This is a genomic window from Nocardia sp. NPDC051929 (genome assembly GCF_044548645.1).
Classification (GTDB): Bacteria; Actinomycetota; Actinomycetes; order Mycobacteriales; family Mycobacteriaceae; genus Nocardia; species Nocardia sichangensis.
In genome coordinates, this window is the sequence record NZ_JBIUCG010000001.1 from 343634 (window position 1) to 358402 (window position 14769).

Genomic DNA, 14769 nt, shown 5'->3' on the forward strand with positions numbered 1-14769 from the left:
GCCGGCTCGCCTCCCAAAAGTCGTCGGGGCCCACCAGCCGGGAGGATGCCATGACGCAAACAGTGCATTCCGATCTCGAAGCATTACGGTCCACCATGGATGGGCCGGTGTACGGCCCAGCGGATACCGGGTACGACCGGGCCCGCGCCATCTGGAACGGGGACATAGACCGGCACCCCGCCGTGATCGCCCAGTGCCTGTCGCCGCGTGACGTGGCCGCGGCGTTGGCCTTCGGCCGGGACCGGGGGCTGGAGATATCCGTTCGCGGCGGCGGCCACTCCTACAGTGGGACCGCGGTCGGCGAAGGCGGCCTGATGATCAACCTGAGCGCCCTCAAGGGCGTCGTGGTGAATCCGGAAGCCGAGCGGGCCCGGGTCGGCGGCGGAGCGACGATGGCGGACATGGACGCCGCGACCCAGAAGTACGGGTTGGCGGTGACCGGCGGAGTGATCAGCGATACCGGCGTCGGCGGCCTCACCCTCGGCGGCGGCATGGGCTGGCTGACCCGCATGGCGGGGCTGGCCATCGACAACCTCGTCTCGGCGCAGGTGGTGCTCGCCGACGGCCAGGTGGTACGGGCGTCGGAGACCGAGAACGCGGAATTGTTCTGGGCATTGCGCGGCGGCGGCGGAAATTTCGGAGTGGTCACCGAATTCGAGTACCGCCTGCATCACGTCGGGCCGGAAATCCACCTCGGCTTGCTCTTCTGGGACATGCCGGACGGCACCGACGCACTCCGCCTGATCCGTGAGTTCATCCCCACTCTGCCGCGCCGGTCGGGAGCGTTGATCGCGCTGGCGATGTCGGCGCCGCCCGCGCCTTTCGTCCCGGAGCGATACCACGGTCACGCGGGCCATGCCCTGATCGTCGCCGGTTTCGGCACGGCCGAGGAGCATGCCGCCGCGGTGGCGCCGATCCGGAACGCCCTGCCGCCGCTGTTCGAATTCCGCACCCCGATGCCGTATGCCGGATTGCAGCGGATGCTCGACGCGGCAGCGCCGTGGGGCCTGTACGGCTACGAGAAGGCGCTCGACCTCGACGATTTCTCCAACGACGCCATCGCGGTGCTGATCGCGAACGCGGCCAGGAAAACCGCGCCGCTGTCGTTCATGCCGATCTTCCCGCTCAGCGGCACGTTCAGCACTGTCGGTGAGGACGACACGGCATTCGGCGGCACGCGCCGTTCGCATTACGAGTGCAACATCACCGCGATCACTCCCGACACCGAGACGCTCGCGCTGGACCGGGAATGGGTGCGCACGACGTGGGATGCGCTGCGTCCATTGGCTTCCAACCAGGGCGGGTATGTCAATTTCATGGCCGACCCGGACCATGCCCGGGTTCGCGAATCGTACGGACGCACGAAATACGCGAAGCTGGCGCACATCAAAGCCGACTACGACCCGGGGAACGTCTTCCACCGCAACGCCAACATAGCCCCGGGCTGACCTCCGAGTTCACTCGTCCGAGCGTCTACGGGGCCGCATCGGGGCGCAGGCCGTGCAGAACGATCCGCACGAGCCTGCGCCAATCACCGCTGCCGCTGCCGATGGTGGCGGACAACGCGCCGACGATCATGTAGACGTCCGCCACCGTGCAGTCGTCGCGCAATGTTCCCGCGGCTCGGTCCCGCTCGACGAGCTCGCCGATCACGTCCTCGAGCCTGCCGCGGGATTCGCCCCTCGGCTCGCTGCCCGCCGACTGCCGCGCCGTCTCGATCGCCGCCGACAAGCCCCGGTCGGCCGCCAGCACCTCGCCGACATGAAGCAGGTAGCGTGCGAGCCCCTCGCCGGGCTCGGCGCGCAGGCATTCGGTGCGGGCGAACTCCTCGATCTCGGCGAAGCGCTGCTCGGCCGCGGCCTCGATGAGGTCGGCATGGGTGGGGAAATGACGGTAGACGGTTCCGACGCCGACTCCGGCGGCGCGCGCGATCTCGGTCAGTGGCACGGCACTGCCGTGCTCGGCGAACAGCGTGCGCGCCACGGACACGATGCGGGCGCGGTTGAGCGTGGCGTCGGCGCGCTGCTTGCGGGCCGATGGTGGCCTTGACACTGACGATCCCTCCGTGTTTACGCTTCAAACGGAATCGGATTCCGGTTCCGTTTCATCGCTTCGAAGGGTAGCACTTCATGTCCCACAATCGTTTCCGCGTTCTGACCCCCGGCGAGGCACGGCCCGGCCGAGTGCCGCTGCCGCCCGCGTTCGCGGTGAAGGCCACCACCGCCGACACCGAGGGCAGGTTCTCCCTGCTGGAAGTGACCCTCGCGCGCGATATTCCCCGGCACACACACCACGTCGCGGACGAATGCGTCTACGTGCTCGAAGGAACGCTCGACGTCGAGTTCGACGACCGAACCCTTTCCGCGACGGAAGGCATGTTCGTGTTGCTGCCACACGGCGTGCCGCATGCCCTGCGCTGCGGATCGCAGCCGCCGCCACGAGTGCTGCAGATCTCCTCGCCCGGCGGCTGGGAGTGCTATCTGGAGGACCTTTTCGAAGCCGGAGCATCGGTGCTGACCGAGGGCGTGCTGGATCCGGTGAAGATCAATCCCATCGCGGCGGCATATGACATCCACTACGAAGAATCGGCGAGTCCCGTTGCCGGACAGGTCGATTGACTCCCTCACCGCCGTCTTGGGCAACCCGGCGGAACCCACCGTCCCGTCGGGTTCCACCTCATGTGGCCGACTTCACCGCAGATAGATAGTTAGCCTATGTAATAATATTTCCCGTGCGGCAAGCTCAGGTGAACGTAGCGGATGACATCGTCGTCGACCTTCTCGTCACCGCGGGCAGGCTCACTCGGCTGGCCGGGGTGATCAGCGGCGACGACCTGCCGCGGGCCATGTTGCGGGCGCTGGCGGTGCTCGACGAACACGGCGCGCTGCGCGTCAGCGAATTCGCCAGAATCGACCGATGTTCACAGCCGGCGGCAACGGCGCTGATCGGCAAGCTGGTCGCGGAAGGCTACGCGACCCGGCGCAAGGACCCGGAGGACTTCCGGGCCGTGATCGTCGAACTCACCCCGGCCGGGCGGACCCGGCTGGCCGAGTTCCGCCGCGCATTCGCCACCGCGATCGGCGAACACCTGCCCGGCTTCGACACCGAGCGACTGGCCCGGCTGGACACCGAACTGCACGACCTGCTGGAGGCCCTGAAAACGGCTACGCGACAGCACGATCCGATCTCGAGGGAACACCGATGAGCACTTTGGCTCCCACCCGCGCCCCGGTCGCGGACAACACCAAGCAACCGAAAGCCGTCTGGGCGGTCGCGTTCGCGAGCGTGATCGCGTTCATGGGCATCGGCCTTGTCGATCCCATTCTCAAACCGATCGGCGAGCAACTGAACGCGTCCCCGTCCCAGGTGTCGCTGCTGTTCAGCAGCTACATGCTGGTGACCGGCGTGGCCATGCTGGTCACCGGCGTGGTGTCCAGTCGCTTCGGCGCGAAGAAGACGCTGCTGGCGGGGTTGACGATCATCATCGTGTTCGCGGCGCTGGCCGGTATGTCGAATACGGTGGCGCAGATCGTCGGTTTCCGCGCGGGCTGGGGCCTGGGCAACGCGCTGTTCATCGCCACGGCGCTGGCCACCATCGTCGGCGCGGCCAGCGGCGGCGTTGCCCGCGCGATCATCCTCTACGAGGCGGCGCTCGGCATCGGCATCGCGACCGGTCCGCTGGTCGGCGGCGTGCTCGGCGGAATCAGCTGGCGCGGACCGTTCTTCGGCGTATCGGTGCTGATGGCCATCGCGCTGGTGAGCATCGTCGTCCTGCTGCCGGAAGGGCCCAAGCCGACGCATCACACCTCGATCGCCGCGCCGTTCCGCGCCTTGCGCTACCGGGGGCTGCTGATCGTGAGCATCACCGCCCTGCTGTACAACTTCGGCTTCTTCACCCTGCTCGCCTACACCCCGTTCCCGCTGGATATGGGCACCTATGCGATCGGCTTCATCTTCTGCGGCTGGGGTGTACTGCTGGCGATCGCGTCGGTCTTCCTCGCTCCCCGGTTGCAGCGCCGGTTCGGTTCGCTGCCGATGATGGGACTCTCCCTGGGCCTGTTCGCCGCCGACCTGGCGACGATGGCCGTGTTCGCCGAGCACAAGCCGGTGCTGATCGTCGGCACCGTGCTGGCAGGCCTGTTCCTCGGCGTGAACAACACGCTGATCACCGAGGCCGTGATGATCTCCGCGCCGGTGGAGCGGTCCACCGCCTCGGCGGCCTACAGCTTCGTCCGCTTCGCGGGCGGCGCCGCGGCGCCCTACCTCGCGGGCAAGCTCGGCGAACACAGCATCTCGCTGCCGTTCTGGGTGGGCGCGGCGTGCACCGCCGCCGCGGTCGTCGTCCTGCTCGCCGGGCGCGCCGCCTTGGCCCACCTCGACGACCACGATCCCGCACCGCACAGCGTCGAGGAAGCCCAGGCCATCACGGTCGGCGACGACTGATCCCCGCGCGCACCGAAGGCAGCCGCCAGCGTGGCTGCCTTCGCCGTTTCCGCACCCTGGCGCGGGCCGGCGCGAGGAGTACGGTCAGGAGATATGACCGAAGCGAAGCGGGGGCGCGTCAGCGTCGAGACCAGCCAGAAGCGTGTGCGCGTCTATCTGGGCGGGCACTTGGTGGCCGACAGCGCGCGGCCGGTGCTGGTCTGGGAGAACCCGCACTATCCGACCTACTATCTGCCCGTCACCGACCTGCGCGCCAAGCTCGAACCGAACGGGCAAACCCAGCACTCCACCAGCCGCGGCGACGCGACGGTCTACGACCTCATGGTCGACGGCACCACAGCGGGCGGGGCGGCGCTGCGCTACCACGACTCGCCGCTGACCGAATTGCGCGAGCTGGTTCGCTTGGAGTGGGGCGCGATGGACGAGTGGTTCGAGGAGGACGAACCGATCTACGTCCACCCGCGCAACCCGTACTCGCGCGTCGACATCCTGGCCAGCTCCCGGCATGTGCGGGTGGAGATCGACGGGGTCACCGTGGCCGACTCGCACGGGCCGCGCATTCTCTTCGAAACGGGTCTGCCCGCGCGGTACTACCTGCCGATGACGGACGTCCGCATGGATCTGCTGTTTCCGTCGGCCACCCACACCAGCTGCCCGTACAAGGGCACCGCCGACTACTGGACCGTCCGCGTCGGCGGCAACGAGTATCCCGACTATGTGTGGGGCTACCGCACGCCGCTTCCGGAGAGCCAGAAGGTCGCCGGGCTGGTCTGCTTCTACAACGAGAAGGTCGACATCTACGTCGACGGGGAACTCCAGGAAAGGCCGCGCTCGCCGTTCAGCTGAGTTCGGCGACAGCCCGCGAGTCTCGCCCCTTCGGCGTCGTTCCCCTCGGTCATCACGTCATACGGCGCTGGCAGGGATCAGTCCTCGCGCCGCGCGCACTTGCCGGTCCGGTCGAGCGATATGCGGCGGCCCGGTCAGACCGCGACCAATGGCGGCCTGTCGGCCGCACGGCGGTATTGGCCCGGCGCCACGCCGTATTCGCGTTTGAAGGCCTTCGCGAAGGCGAACTCCGAGGCGTATCCGACCCGGCGGGCCACCGCGCCGAGACTGCTGTCGGTGTCCCGGAGCAGACGAGCGGCGGTCAGCATGCGCCAGCGGGTCACGTAAGCCAGGGGCGGTTCGCCGACCGTCGCGAGGAAGCGACGCGCGAGGGTGGCGCGAGAGACGCCCGCGATGTCACCGAGGTCGGCGACGGTCCAGGCGCGGGCCGGTTCCTCGTGCACCGCCCGCAGCGCCGCCACGACCGCGGAATCGGCGAAGGCGCCCGCCCAGCCCGAGGAACACAGGTCGGACTGCTCGTCGAACCAGGCGCGCAGGATGAACAGCAGCAACGTCTCGAGGATCGCGGGCACGGCCGCGTCGCTGCCCGGACGGGGCTCGGCGATCTCCGCGGCCAGCAGGTCGACCGCGCCGCGCAGCGCGGGATGTCGCCCCGGACGCGCGGGCAGATGGATGAACTCGGGCAACTCGTCGAGGATCGGATGGGTGCGGCTGCGGCCGAGTTCATAAGCGCCGCACAGCAAGGCGGTCCGCACGCCCGGCCCTACGATCTCCCGTGGCTCACCGGGCTGCGCGGTCTCCGTGACCGGGGTGTCCAGACTGTCCACCAAGTCGTGGTCGGCCCCGCGCGGCATGAACAGCACGTCCCCCACGCCGAGTGCAATGGGTTCGCCGTCCGGCGGCACCACCCAGCAAGAGCCCTGCAAGACCACGTGGAAACCCGCGCCCGGCACTACCGGGTACCGCCGACCCCACGGAGCGTGCCGGATGAACAGGCCGGAGGTGGGACTGCCGGTGCGGATGGCCGCGATGGTCTCGCTGAGAATATCCACCCATTCACCGTAGCACTCTGCAGTTGAGTGTTTCGGACAAATTATCGAGCGCTCTACGCATTGTCCGGCTCACGAGAAACCAATAGCTTTCTGTTCATGACATCGACCGAAACCACCGCCACCATCGCCGTCTACGGCGCGACCGGACACACCGGCGGCTACCTGCTCGCCGAACTGCGCCGCCGCGGCCTCGCCCCGATCCTGGTGGGCCGCGATGCCGATCGCGTCCGAGCCGCTGCCGATGCCGCGGACCTGCCCGCAGCCGACATCCGGGTAGCCGGCCTGTCCGACCACACGGCTCTGGTCACCGCGTTCACCGGAGCGGATGTGGTGATCAGCAGCTTGCCCGCCTATGTCGAGCACGGCTCGGCTGTGCTGGCCGCCGCGATCGACGGGGGTGCGCACTACACCGACATGTCCGGCGAGCAGCTTTTCCTGAAGCGCGTGCTCGACGAGTTCGGACCGCGCGCGGCGGCGGCCGGCGTCACCGTGGTCTCCGGCGTCACCGACAGCAACCTCCCCGGCGACCTGCTGGCACACCTCATCACGCGCCGGGCGCCCGGGCCGGCCGAGGTGGTGTTGAGCCATCTGAGCAAGAGCGGCGGCAATGGTTCCAAAGGCAGCGCGAAGACGGTGCTCGCCAGTTTGGATTGGTTCCGCGGCGGCGGCTGGCACTACGCCGACGGCGAACTGCGCACCGGCGCGACGGCGCGCCGCGAGAAGATGACCTTCCCCGGTGACACCGAGCCGACCACCGTCGCCAAATTCCCGCAGCCCCCGGTCCTGACCATCCCGCGGCACTCGGACGTCTCCTACGTCGAGGGCGTCCTCGCCACCTCGATCCTCGACACACTCAGCGGGTTCACCGCCGAACTGATCGACACGCTGCCCGACGCGCCCGGCGCGGACCTGCGCTACGACCTCGTCGTCGACGCGTTCGGCGCGGACGGGCGGCAGGTCCGCGGCGTGCTCAGCGGCGTCGACTCCTACCGCGATTCGGCGTTGATGGCGGTGGAGTCGGCGGTCCGCTTGGCCGGCGGAGCCGCGGCGCCCGGCGCCCTCGCGCCGGCGGAGGCGTTCGACCCCGCCGATTTCCTGGACACGCTGGCGCCTTTCGGTATCACCTGGCGTATCGAGGGAAGCCGAGCGTCGGCGAAGGATCGGGCATAGTCGAACGATGACCGACAATCGACCGCCGCTCGCTGTCGCCCTCGATCTCGCGCCGCATCCCGAAGGCGGCTGGTACCGCCAAACCTGGCGCAGCCCGGTGGAATTCACACCGGAGGGTTATCCGGGCCCGCGCGCCGCCGCCACCGCGATCCATTTCCTGCTGCTGCCGGGCGAGCGGTCCGCCCCGCACACGGTGCGCTCCGACGAGCTGTGGCTCTGGCACCGTGGCGGACCGCTGGCGCTGGAGATCGGCGGCGAGGAGGTGATCCTCGGCCCCGACCTGGAGCACGGTCAGGCGCTCCAAGCGGTGGTGCCGGGCGGGGTCAGCCAGTCGGCGCGGCCGGCGACTGCGGAATACGTGCTGGTCAGCTGCATCGTCGCGCCGGGATTCGACTTCGCGGATTTCCGGCTGGACTGACCCGGCTCAGCGCACCGGCACGGCGGCGAATCGTTCGAGCTCGTGCGGATCGTGCGCGCAGAACATTCGCACCCGCTCGCCGTGGTCGGCGTGCAGCGTGCGCAGCCGTTCCAGGTTCTCCACCCGCTCTCGTCCGAGCGTGCTCGCGAACACCTCGAACACGCCGAGGCCGACCGGGGGACGCGCCTTCCCCGCCGCCAGCTGCCGGTGGTGGAAATAGGCGTCGCCGCAGTGCAGCAACCATCCGTCGCTCTGCCGGACCGCGACGCCGCTGTGCCCGCGCGTGTGGCCGACCAGCGGGATCAGCATGATGTCCTCGAGCACCGGGACGGCGGTGAAGCCGAACCAGGTGTCCGCGCCGGTCTCGTGGGCCAGCCAGCGGGGGCCGTGTTCCCACTGGCGCGGCTGATACCGCATCTTCTCCCCGGGGGTGGGGCGCTGGGTCGCCGCGTCGAGTTCGTCGGCGAAGACGTGCACAGTGGCGTCGGGGAAGTCGGACAGCCCGCCCGCGTGATCGAGATCGAGATGGGTGAGCACGATGTGCCGGACGTCCTCGCGCCGATAGCCCAACCCCCGGATCTGGTGCAGCGCGGTGAGTTCGGGGCGCAACCGGGGACGCAGCAACCGCGAGGTACCGAAACCGAGCCTGCCCCGGTCGAGCACGTCGCCCATGCCGAAGCCCGTGTCCACCAGCACCAGCCCGTCATCGGACTCGACGAGCAGGCAATGGCCGACCAGCCCGCCGGTCAGCAGGCCACCGCTGCCGAGCAGCGCTCGTCCGCCGACCGGGCACATGGTCGCGCAGTCCAGATGCCGCACCAGCATCGCGGAAACTCCCTCCTGCGGCGCCGAATCGGACTGATCCGTTTCGGCACGAAGGTCTCTTTTGTTCCCGTCAACGTAGTCGGAGCACGACTCGGCCGCGACAGCGCGGTCACCGCCACGGTAATCGGCGGGCGAATCGATCGCCGCCCGCCGATCCCGAACAGCCTGATCACTCAGGAATTTCGAGCACGCCCTCGTCCACGGCCCAGGCGATGGTGCGCTCGAGATCCGGACACGAGTCCGGGCGACCCGGCCCGTGACCGGTCGCGCTCAGTGCGGCGAAAACCGGGCAGTGCTCGGCCGGGTTGCCGGTCCACTGCACCGACGTCTGGTGGTTGCTGCTCTTGCGCACCAGCACATGACTTTGGCAGGCCCGGCACCGCAGGGGTGTCAGGCCGTCCTCCAGATACCGCTGCTTGTCGACCACCGTCTGGGCGCGCACTTCGGCTCGCCGAGCGGGCTGATCGGCGAAATCGGGTGCCTTCGCCCAGGTGGCCGCCATCAGACGCTCGCCTCGGCTTCCTCGGACTCGCGCTTGCGCCGCAGGTTCTCGGCGACCTCGGCTTCCCACGCCTCGTTCGCCTTGGTGGTGTCGACCTCGAACTCGAAGCGCTGGGTCATCTTCTCGGTGACGTCGGCCAGGTCGACGTAGAACTGGTCGTACCAGCGACGCAGCTGGTAGACCGGCCCGTCCTCCTCGCACAGCAGCGGGTTCTCGACCTTGGACTTGTGCTTCCAGATCTCGACGTCCTGCAGGAAGCCGACGCTGATGCCCTCGGTCATCTTCTCGGCCAGCTTGGTCGCCATCTCGCCCTCGACGCCCTTGGGCTTCTCCAGCGTGATGCCCCATTGCAGGACGAAGGAGTCCTGCGTGACCGGGTAGTGGCAGTTGATCAGGACGCTTTTGACCTCGTAACCGCTGTAGATGTTGATCAGCGGGTTGATCATGTACGAGGGCCCGAAGTACGAGGCCTCGGACTTCAGCAGCGTGTCACCGCCGTATTTGGAGGCCATGCCGATGTCCGGCCTGCCCTTGGTCTCCAGGAACTGGGTGGCGATGTGACCCTCGAAGACGTTCTTGAAGTACGTCGGGAAGGCGAAATGGATGTAGAAGAAGTGGGCCATGTCGACCACGTTGTCGATGATCTCGCGGCAGTTGGCGCCCTCGATCAGCATCGAATTCCAGGTCCAGTCGGTCCACCCGCTGTCGAGTTGCTCGCTGGGGTTGCCGTCGGCGTCGGTGTAGGGGCCCTTGATGTGCGGGATCGTGACCTCGGGCGGCGGCTGGCTGCCCTCGTGGTCGTGCCAGACGAACAGCTGGCCGTTGCGCTCCAGCGTGGTCCACTTCCTGGTGCGCGCCAGCGGCGGCACCCGCCGCGCGTACGGAATCGCGGTGCACTTGCCGTTGGTCCCCGACCAGCGCCAGTCGTGGAACGGACAGGCGATGTCGTCGCCCTTGACCTCACCCATGCTCAGGTCGCCGCCCATGTGCCTGCAGTAGGCGTCGAGCACCCGCAGTTCACCACTGCTGTCGGCCCAGACGACGAGCTTGGTGCCGAAAACGTTCACCGCGTGCGGCTTGCCGTCGCGGAACGTCTTGGCCAGACCCAGGCAATGCCATCCCCGCGCATAGCGGGTCGGTGCGGTGCCGACATCCAGCTCCCGGACCTTCGCGCCGCCCTGTGGGGTAACTGCCATCGCGTTTCCTCCTCCATCTGTACTAGAACACGTTACAAAACTGGCGTCCTCGACGCCAGCGATTCACCTCACTTCCTGCATGAGCGCATGTCCGCGCGAGGGTGAACACCGGTTCTCGACATAAATAGGAACGTGTTCTAGTCTCAGAGGCAAATGAGATTCCGGACATCAACCGACCAGGCAGGAGCAGGTCCCGAGATGACGCAAGAAGTGACCGAACGGGTCGAAGCGCTGTTGCCGACGTTGCGCGAACGCGCACAGGAGGCCGAGGACCTGCGGCGCATCCCCGACGAAAGCATGAAGGCGTTGCAGGAGACCGGCTTCTTCCGGTTGCTCCAGCCCAAGCAGTGGGGCGGTCACGCCGCCGATCCGGTGGTCTTCTACGACACCGTGCGCAAGATCGCCGGCGCGTGCGGCTCCACCGGCTGGGTGGCCGGCATTGTCGGCGTGCACAACTGGCACCTCGCGCTGTTCGCGCAGCAGGCGCAGGAGGACGTCTGGGGCGAGGACACCGAAGTGCGGATCTCCTCCTCCTACGCGCCCATGGGCGCGGGCACGGTCGTCGACGGCGGCTACCTCGTCAACGGCGCGTGGGCCTGGTCGTCCGGCTGCGATCACGCCACCTGGGCGGTGCTCGGCGGCCCGGTGATCAAGGACGGCAAGCCGGTGGACTTCGGCAGCTTCCTCATCCCGCGCGACGACTACCGCATCGACGACGTGTGGAACGTGGTCGGCCTGCGCGGCACCGGCTCCAACACCGTCGTGGTGAAGGACGTCTTCGTGCCCTCACACCGGTTCCTCAGCTTCCGTGCCATGAGCGAACTGAAATCGCCCGGTCTGGAGCAGAATACCGATCCTGTCTACAAGATGCCTTGGGGCACAATCCATCCCACCACCATCTCCACCCCGATCGTCGGCATGGCCTACGGCGCCTACGCGGCGCACGTCGAGCACCAGGGCAAGCGGGTGCGCGCGGCCTACGCGGGCGAGAAGGCCAAGGAGGACCCGTTCGCCAAGGTGCGCATCGCGGAGGCCGCCAGCGACATCGACGCCGCGTGGCGGCAGCTGTCGGGCAACGTCGCCGACGAGTACGCACTGCTGGCGGCGGGCAAGGAGATCCCGTTCGACCTGCGCGTGCGGGCGCGGCGCGACCAGGTGCGCGCCACCGGCCGCTCGATCGCCGCGATCGACAAGCTGTTCGAGAGCTCCGGCGCCACCGCACTGGCCAACGGCACACCGCTGCAACGCTTCTGGCGTGACGCGCACGCGGGCCGGGTGCACGCGGCCAACGATCCCGAGCGCGCCTACCTGATGTACGGCACGCACGAGTTCGGCCTGCCCGTCACCGACGGCATGGTCTAGGAGGACGACCGTGACCTCAACCGCGGAACTCACCGCCGAATCGACCTCGCGCTACGCGCAGGTGCGGCCCGATCTGCGGCTGCACTACCACGAGGCGGGCGTCGGCAGCGGGCCGACGATCGTCCTGCTGCACGGCGGCGGGCCTGGCGCGTCCTCCTGGTCGAACTTCGCGCGCAACATCCCGGTGCTGGCCGAGCACTTCCACGTGATCGCGGTCGACCAGCCGGGCTACGGCCGCTCGGACAAACCCACCGAGCATCCGCAGTACTTCGTGCACAGCGCCTCGGCGCTGAAGGACCTGCTCGACCACTTGGAGATCACGTCCCGGGTGCACCTGCTGGGCAACTCGCTCGGCGGCGGCGCGGCGGTCCGGTTCGCACTGGACTACCCGGATCGGGCCGGGAAGCTGATCCTGATGGGGCCGGGCGGGCTGAGCACCAACCTGTTCGCGCCCGACCCGACCGAGGGCGTGAAGCTGCTCTCCAAGTTCAATTTCGAGCCGACCAGGGAGAACCTGGAGGCGTTCCTGCGCATCATGGTCTTCGACCAGTCGCTCATCACCGAGGAGCTGATCGACGAGCGGTTCGCCTCGGCGAGCACGCCCGAGGCGCTGGCCGCGACCAGGGCGATGGGCAAGTCGTTCGCCGGCGCGGACTTCGAGAAGGGCATGCTCTGGCGCGACGCCTACAAACTGCGTCAGCCCGTGCTGCTGATCTGGGGCCGGGAGGACCGGGTCAACCCGCTCGACGGCGCGCTGGTAGCGACCAAGGTGATCCCGCGCGCGCAGCTGCACGTCTTCGGTGGCTGCGGGCACTGGGCACAGCTGGAGAAGTTCCACGAATTCAACCGGCTCGCGATCGATTTCCTCGCGGGCGTCAAGGAGAAGTGATGGGCATCCGCTCACTGGGATATCTGCGTATCGAGGCGACCGACATGGCCGCCTGGCGGGAGTACGGCCTGAAGGTCCTCGGCATGGTCGAGGGCAAGGGCACCGACCCCGAAGCGCTGTACTTGCGCATGGACGAGTTCCCGGCCCGGCTGGTGATCGTTCCCGGCGAGAAGGACCGGCTACAGGTCTCGGGCTGGGAGACCGCCAATGCCGAGGAGTTGCAGGACGTCCGCGACCGGCTCGACGCGGCGGGTGTGCCCTACAAGGAGGGCACGGCCACCGAACTGGCCGATCGCCGGGTGTACGAGCTGATCAAGTTCGACGACCCGTCCGGCAACACGCTCGAGGCTTTCCACGGCGCGGCGCTGGAGCATCGCCGGGTCGTCAGTCCATACGGGCACCGGTTCGTCACCGAGGAGCAGGGGCTCGGGCACGTGGTGCTCAGCACCAAGGACGACAAAGCGGCGCTGGAGTTCTACCGCGACGTGCTGGGCTTCCGGCTGCGCGACTCGATGCGGCTGCCACCGCAGATGGTCGGTCGCCCGGCCGACGGCGAGCCCGCCTGGCTGCGCTTCTTCGGCTGCAATCCGCGCCACCACTCGCTGGCGTTCCTGCCCATGCCGACGCCGAGCGGCATTGTGCATCTGATGCTCGAGGTGGAGAACGCCGACGACGTCGGCCTGACCCTGGACCGGGCGCTGCGCAAGAAGGTCAAGATGTCGGCGACGCTCGGACGGCACGTCAACGACAAGATGCTCTCCTTCTACATGAAGACGCCGGGCGGATTCGACGTCGAATTCGGCTGCGAGGGCTTGGAAGTGGACGACCACGACTGGATCGCGCGAGAATCGACCGCGGTGAGCCTGTGGGGCCACGACTTCACCGTCGGGCAACGGCAGCAGTGACCGAGAGGGCGAGCGAAGCGATGACCGCGGACGGATCCGGGATCGATCCACGGCAGTTCCGGAATGTGCTGGGGCAGTTCTGCACCGGCATCACCGTGATCACCACCTTCGACGACGACGGAGTGCCGATCGGCTTCGCGTGCCAGTCTTTCGCCGCCCTCTCCCTCGAACCGCCGCTGGTGCTGTTCTGCCCCACCAAGGCGTCCCGGTCCTGGGCGGCGATCGAGAAATCGGGGCGCTTCTGCGTGAACGTCCTCGCCGAACAGCAGCGCGAACTGTGCGCCCGCTTCGGCTCCCGCGAACCCGACAAGTTCGCCGGCGCCGCCTGGCACACGTCCGACCTGGAACTCCCGGTGCTGGACGAAGCGCTGGCCACCATCGAGTGCAAGGTGGACAACGTCATCGACGGCGGCGACCACTACATCGTGATCGGGCGAGTCCAGACCCTCTCCGAAACCACCACCACCGGCCGCCCCCTGCTGTTCTACCGGGGCCAGTACACCGCCATCGAACCGGAGAAGACCACCCCAGCCCCGTGGCGCGCGGACCTGGAGCACTTCCTCACGACTACGACATTGGACACCTGGTTGTAGCTGGGCGAAGTCCGACCACCGCTACAGTCGAGGGATGTCCTTACAGGGCCGGATCACATCGGACCCCGCGATCTGCCACGGCAAGCCGGTGATACGGGGACTGCGGTATCCCGTCGAGATGATTTTGGATCTACTGGCTTCCGGCATGACCATCGACGATTTGCTCGCCGATCATCCAGACCTCGAGGCCGACGACATCCTCGCCGCATTGGCATACGCGGCCACTGCGGTCAAAAGCAACGCCGACGTGTGCGAACGTCGGCGCGGCAATCCCCGACAACGGCTAACCGCGGATGAGCTCGTCGCAAGGCACTGCCTCTTGCCCAGGGTTGATAGTTTCGCCATGCGTCTGGAGTCCGACATGCTCTTCGGTGAGGGCATGCGTCGCGCCGACCACGGTGCATCGCGGGAGCTACGCGCCCTCGAGGAGGAGTGGCGCGATGTCGACTGAATCCTCGATGCCCGAATCCCTCCGCGACGCTGGTGTCCCCGCATTGCCGAAAGCATCCGCAAGAACCTGTAAGCCACGGGCGCGCCACTGATTCCAGATGCTGAAGTCGGGGGCATT

17 protein-coding genes are annotated in these 14769 nt (G+C 68.0%); 12 read left to right on the plus strand and 5 right to left on the minus strand.

The window, feature by feature from the left end; all coding sequences use genetic code 11:
* Positions 1–50: 50 nt before the first annotated feature.
* On the plus strand, positions 51–1448 hold the full coding sequence (locus ACIHAX_RS01380) for an FAD-binding oxidoreductase (protein ID WP_355076821.1): 1398 nt from the start codon (positions 51–53) through the stop codon (positions 1446–1448).
* 25 nt (positions 1449–1473) lie between these two features.
* On the opposite strand, the gene ACIHAX_RS01385 is transcribed toward ACIHAX_RS01380, so the two are convergent.
* The gene (locus ACIHAX_RS01385; protein ID WP_397275185.1) at positions 1474–2052 is read right to left on the minus strand and encodes a TetR/AcrR family transcriptional regulator; all 579 of its coding nucleotides are present in this window, start codon (positions 2050–2052) and stop codon (positions 1474–1476) included.
* Between the two features lie 77 nt (positions 2053–2129).
* On the opposite strand from ACIHAX_RS01385, the gene ACIHAX_RS01390 reads away from it, so the two are divergent.
* From ACIHAX_RS01390 to ACIHAX_RS01405, 4 genes are all read left to right on the plus strand, one after another.
* Positions 2130–2618 carry a cupin domain-containing protein gene (locus ACIHAX_RS01390; RefSeq protein WP_355076817.1) on the plus strand — a complete coding sequence of 163 codons (489 nt, stop codon included), beginning with the start codon at positions 2130–2132 and terminating at the stop codon, positions 2616–2618.
* 113 nt (positions 2619–2731) lie between these two features.
* A complete protein-coding gene (locus ACIHAX_RS01395) occupies positions 2732–3205 on the plus strand; it encodes a MarR family transcriptional regulator (protein WP_355076815.1) in 474 nt (157 codons plus the stop codon).
* On the plus strand, positions 3202–4443 hold the full coding sequence (locus ACIHAX_RS01400) for an MFS transporter (RefSeq protein ID WP_397275188.1): 1242 nt from the start codon (positions 3202–3204) through the stop codon (positions 4441–4443). Before ACIHAX_RS01395 ends, ACIHAX_RS01400 begins: the two co-directional genes overlap by 4 nt.
* A 93-nt stretch (positions 4444–4536) precedes the next feature.
* On the plus strand, positions 4537–5289 hold the full coding sequence (locus tag ACIHAX_RS01405) for a DUF427 domain-containing protein (protein ID WP_355076813.1): 753 nt from the start codon (positions 4537–4539) through the stop codon (positions 5287–5289).
* A gap of 134 nt (positions 5290–5423) precedes the next feature.
* Here the strand turns inward: ACIHAX_RS01405 and ACIHAX_RS01410 are convergent, their stop codons facing one another.
* Positions 5424–6341 (minus strand): AraC family transcriptional regulator, encoded by a 918-nt coding sequence (locus tag ACIHAX_RS01410; RefSeq protein WP_397275190.1) that lies wholly within the window; start codon positions 6339–6341, stop codon positions 5424–5426.
* A 96-nt stretch (positions 6342–6437) separates the two neighbouring features.
* Here ACIHAX_RS01410 and ACIHAX_RS01415 point away from each other — a divergent pair, with 96 nt between their 5' ends.
* Together ACIHAX_RS01415 and ACIHAX_RS01420 are read left to right on the plus strand one after the other, a co-directional pair.
* Positions 6438–7511, plus strand: coding sequence for a saccharopine dehydrogenase NADP-binding domain-containing protein (locus ACIHAX_RS01415; RefSeq protein WP_397275192.1), 1074 nt, complete (start codon positions 6438–6440; stop codon positions 7509–7511).
* A 7-nt stretch (positions 7512–7518) separates the two neighbouring features.
* Entirely contained in the window at positions 7519–7929 is a 411-nt protein-coding gene (locus ACIHAX_RS01420; RefSeq protein WP_355076809.1) for a cupin domain-containing protein, read from the plus strand.
* Positions 7930–7935: 6 nt separating this feature from the next.
* On the opposite strand, the gene ACIHAX_RS01425 is transcribed toward ACIHAX_RS01420, so the two are convergent.
* The 3 genes from ACIHAX_RS01425 to ACIHAX_RS01435 form a co-directional block, all read right to left on the minus strand.
* Complete coding sequence (locus ACIHAX_RS01425; protein ID WP_397275194.1) at positions 7936–8754, minus strand: MBL fold metallo-hydrolase; 819 nt, start codon at positions 8752–8754, stop codon at positions 7936–7938.
* 169 nt (positions 8755–8923) lie between these two features.
* Positions 8924–9256, minus strand: a complete 333-nt coding sequence (locus ACIHAX_RS01430) for a hypothetical protein (protein ID WP_355076806.1) — start codon at positions 9254–9256, stop codon at positions 8924–8926.
* Positions 9256–10452 carry a Rieske 2Fe-2S domain-containing protein gene (locus tag ACIHAX_RS01435; protein ID WP_356963597.1) on the minus strand — a complete coding sequence of 399 codons (1197 nt, stop codon included), beginning with the start codon at positions 10450–10452 and terminating at the stop codon, positions 9256–9258. Before ACIHAX_RS01435 ends, ACIHAX_RS01430 begins: the two co-directional genes overlap by 1 nt.
* Positions 10453–10650: 198 nt before the next feature.
* On the opposite strand from ACIHAX_RS01435, the gene hsaA reads away from it, so the two are divergent.
* From hsaA to ACIHAX_RS01460, 5 genes are read left to right on the plus strand one after another with little or no spacing between them, the layout of a single operon-like run.
* Entirely contained in the window at positions 10651–11814 is a 1164-nt protein-coding gene (gene hsaA, locus ACIHAX_RS01440; RefSeq protein WP_355076804.1) for a 3-hydroxy-9,10-secoandrosta-1,3,5(10)-triene-9,17-dione monooxygenase oxygenase subunit, read from the plus strand.
* A 10-nt stretch (positions 11815–11824) separates the two neighbouring features.
* Positions 11825–12703 carry a 4,5:9,10-diseco-3-hydroxy-5,9,17-trioxoandrosta-1(10),2-diene-4-oate hydrolase gene (gene hsaD, locus ACIHAX_RS01445; RefSeq protein WP_364425192.1) on the plus strand — a complete coding sequence of 293 codons (879 nt, stop codon included), beginning with the start codon at positions 11825–11827 and terminating at the stop codon, positions 12701–12703.
* A complete protein-coding gene (hsaC, locus tag ACIHAX_RS01450; protein WP_355076801.1) occupies positions 12703–13608 on the plus strand; it encodes an iron-dependent extradiol dioxygenase HsaC in 906 nt (301 codons plus the stop codon). The genes hsaD and hsaC overlap by 1 nt, the downstream gene beginning before the upstream one ends.
* Positions 13609–13628: 20 nt before the next feature.
* Positions 13629–14201, plus strand: a complete 573-nt coding sequence (hsaB, locus tag ACIHAX_RS01455) for a 3-hydroxy-9,10-secoandrosta-1,3,5(10)-triene-9,17-dione monooxygenase reductase subunit (RefSeq protein ID WP_364425196.1) — start codon at positions 13629–13631, stop codon at positions 14199–14201.
* Between the two features lie 34 nt (positions 14202–14235).
* A complete protein-coding gene (locus ACIHAX_RS01460; protein ID WP_364425199.1) occupies positions 14236–14652 on the plus strand; it encodes a DUF433 domain-containing protein in 417 nt (138 codons plus the stop codon).
* The last annotated feature ends 117 nt before the right edge of the window (positions 14653–14769 follow it).

Bases quoted from the DNA above. Each gene is read 5' to 3' on its own strand.
- ACIHAX_RS01380 (WP_355076821.1), top strand. From the start codon at position 51: ATGACGCAAACAGTGCATTCCGATCTCGAAGCATTACGGTCCACCATG.
- ACIHAX_RS01390 (WP_355076817.1), top strand. From the start codon at position 2,130: ATGTCCCACAATCGTTTCCGCGTTCTGACCCCCGGCGAGGCACGGCCC.
- ACIHAX_RS01400 (WP_397275188.1), top strand. From the start codon at position 3,202: ATGAGCACTTTGGCTCCCACCCGCGCCCCGGTCGCGGACAACACCAAG.
- ACIHAX_RS01405 (WP_355076813.1), top strand. From the start codon at position 4,537: ATGACCGAAGCGAAGCGGGGGCGCGTCAGCGTCGAGACCAGCCAGAAG.
- ACIHAX_RS01415 (WP_397275192.1), top strand. From the start codon at position 6,438: ATGACATCGACCGAAACCACCGCCACCATCGCCGTCTACGGCGCGACC.
- ACIHAX_RS01420 (WP_355076809.1), top strand. From the start codon at position 7,519: ATGACCGACAATCGACCGCCGCTCGCTGTCGCCCTCGATCTCGCGCCG.
- ACIHAX_RS01425 (WP_397275194.1), bottom strand. From the start codon at position 8,754: ATGCTGGTGCGGCATCTGGACTGCGCGACCATGTGCCCGGTCGGCGGA.
- ACIHAX_RS01430 (WP_355076806.1), bottom strand. From the start codon at position 9,256: ATGGCGGCCACCTGGGCGAAGGCACCCGATTTCGCCGATCAGCCCGCT.
- ACIHAX_RS01435 (WP_356963597.1), bottom strand. From the start codon at position 10,452: ATGGCAGTTACCCCACAGGGCGGCGCGAAGGTCCGGGAGCTGGATGTC.
- hsaA (WP_355076804.1), top strand. From the start codon at position 10,651: ATGACGCAAGAAGTGACCGAACGGGTCGAAGCGCTGTTGCCGACGTTG.
- hsaC (WP_355076801.1), top strand. From the start codon at position 12,703: ATGGGCATCCGCTCACTGGGATATCTGCGTATCGAGGCGACCGACATG.
- hsaB (WP_364425196.1), top strand. From the start codon at position 13,629: ATGACCGCGGACGGATCCGGGATCGATCCACGGCAGTTCCGGAATGTG.
- ACIHAX_RS01460 (WP_364425199.1), top strand. From the start codon at position 14,236: ATGTCCTTACAGGGCCGGATCACATCGGACCCCGCGATCTGCCACGGC.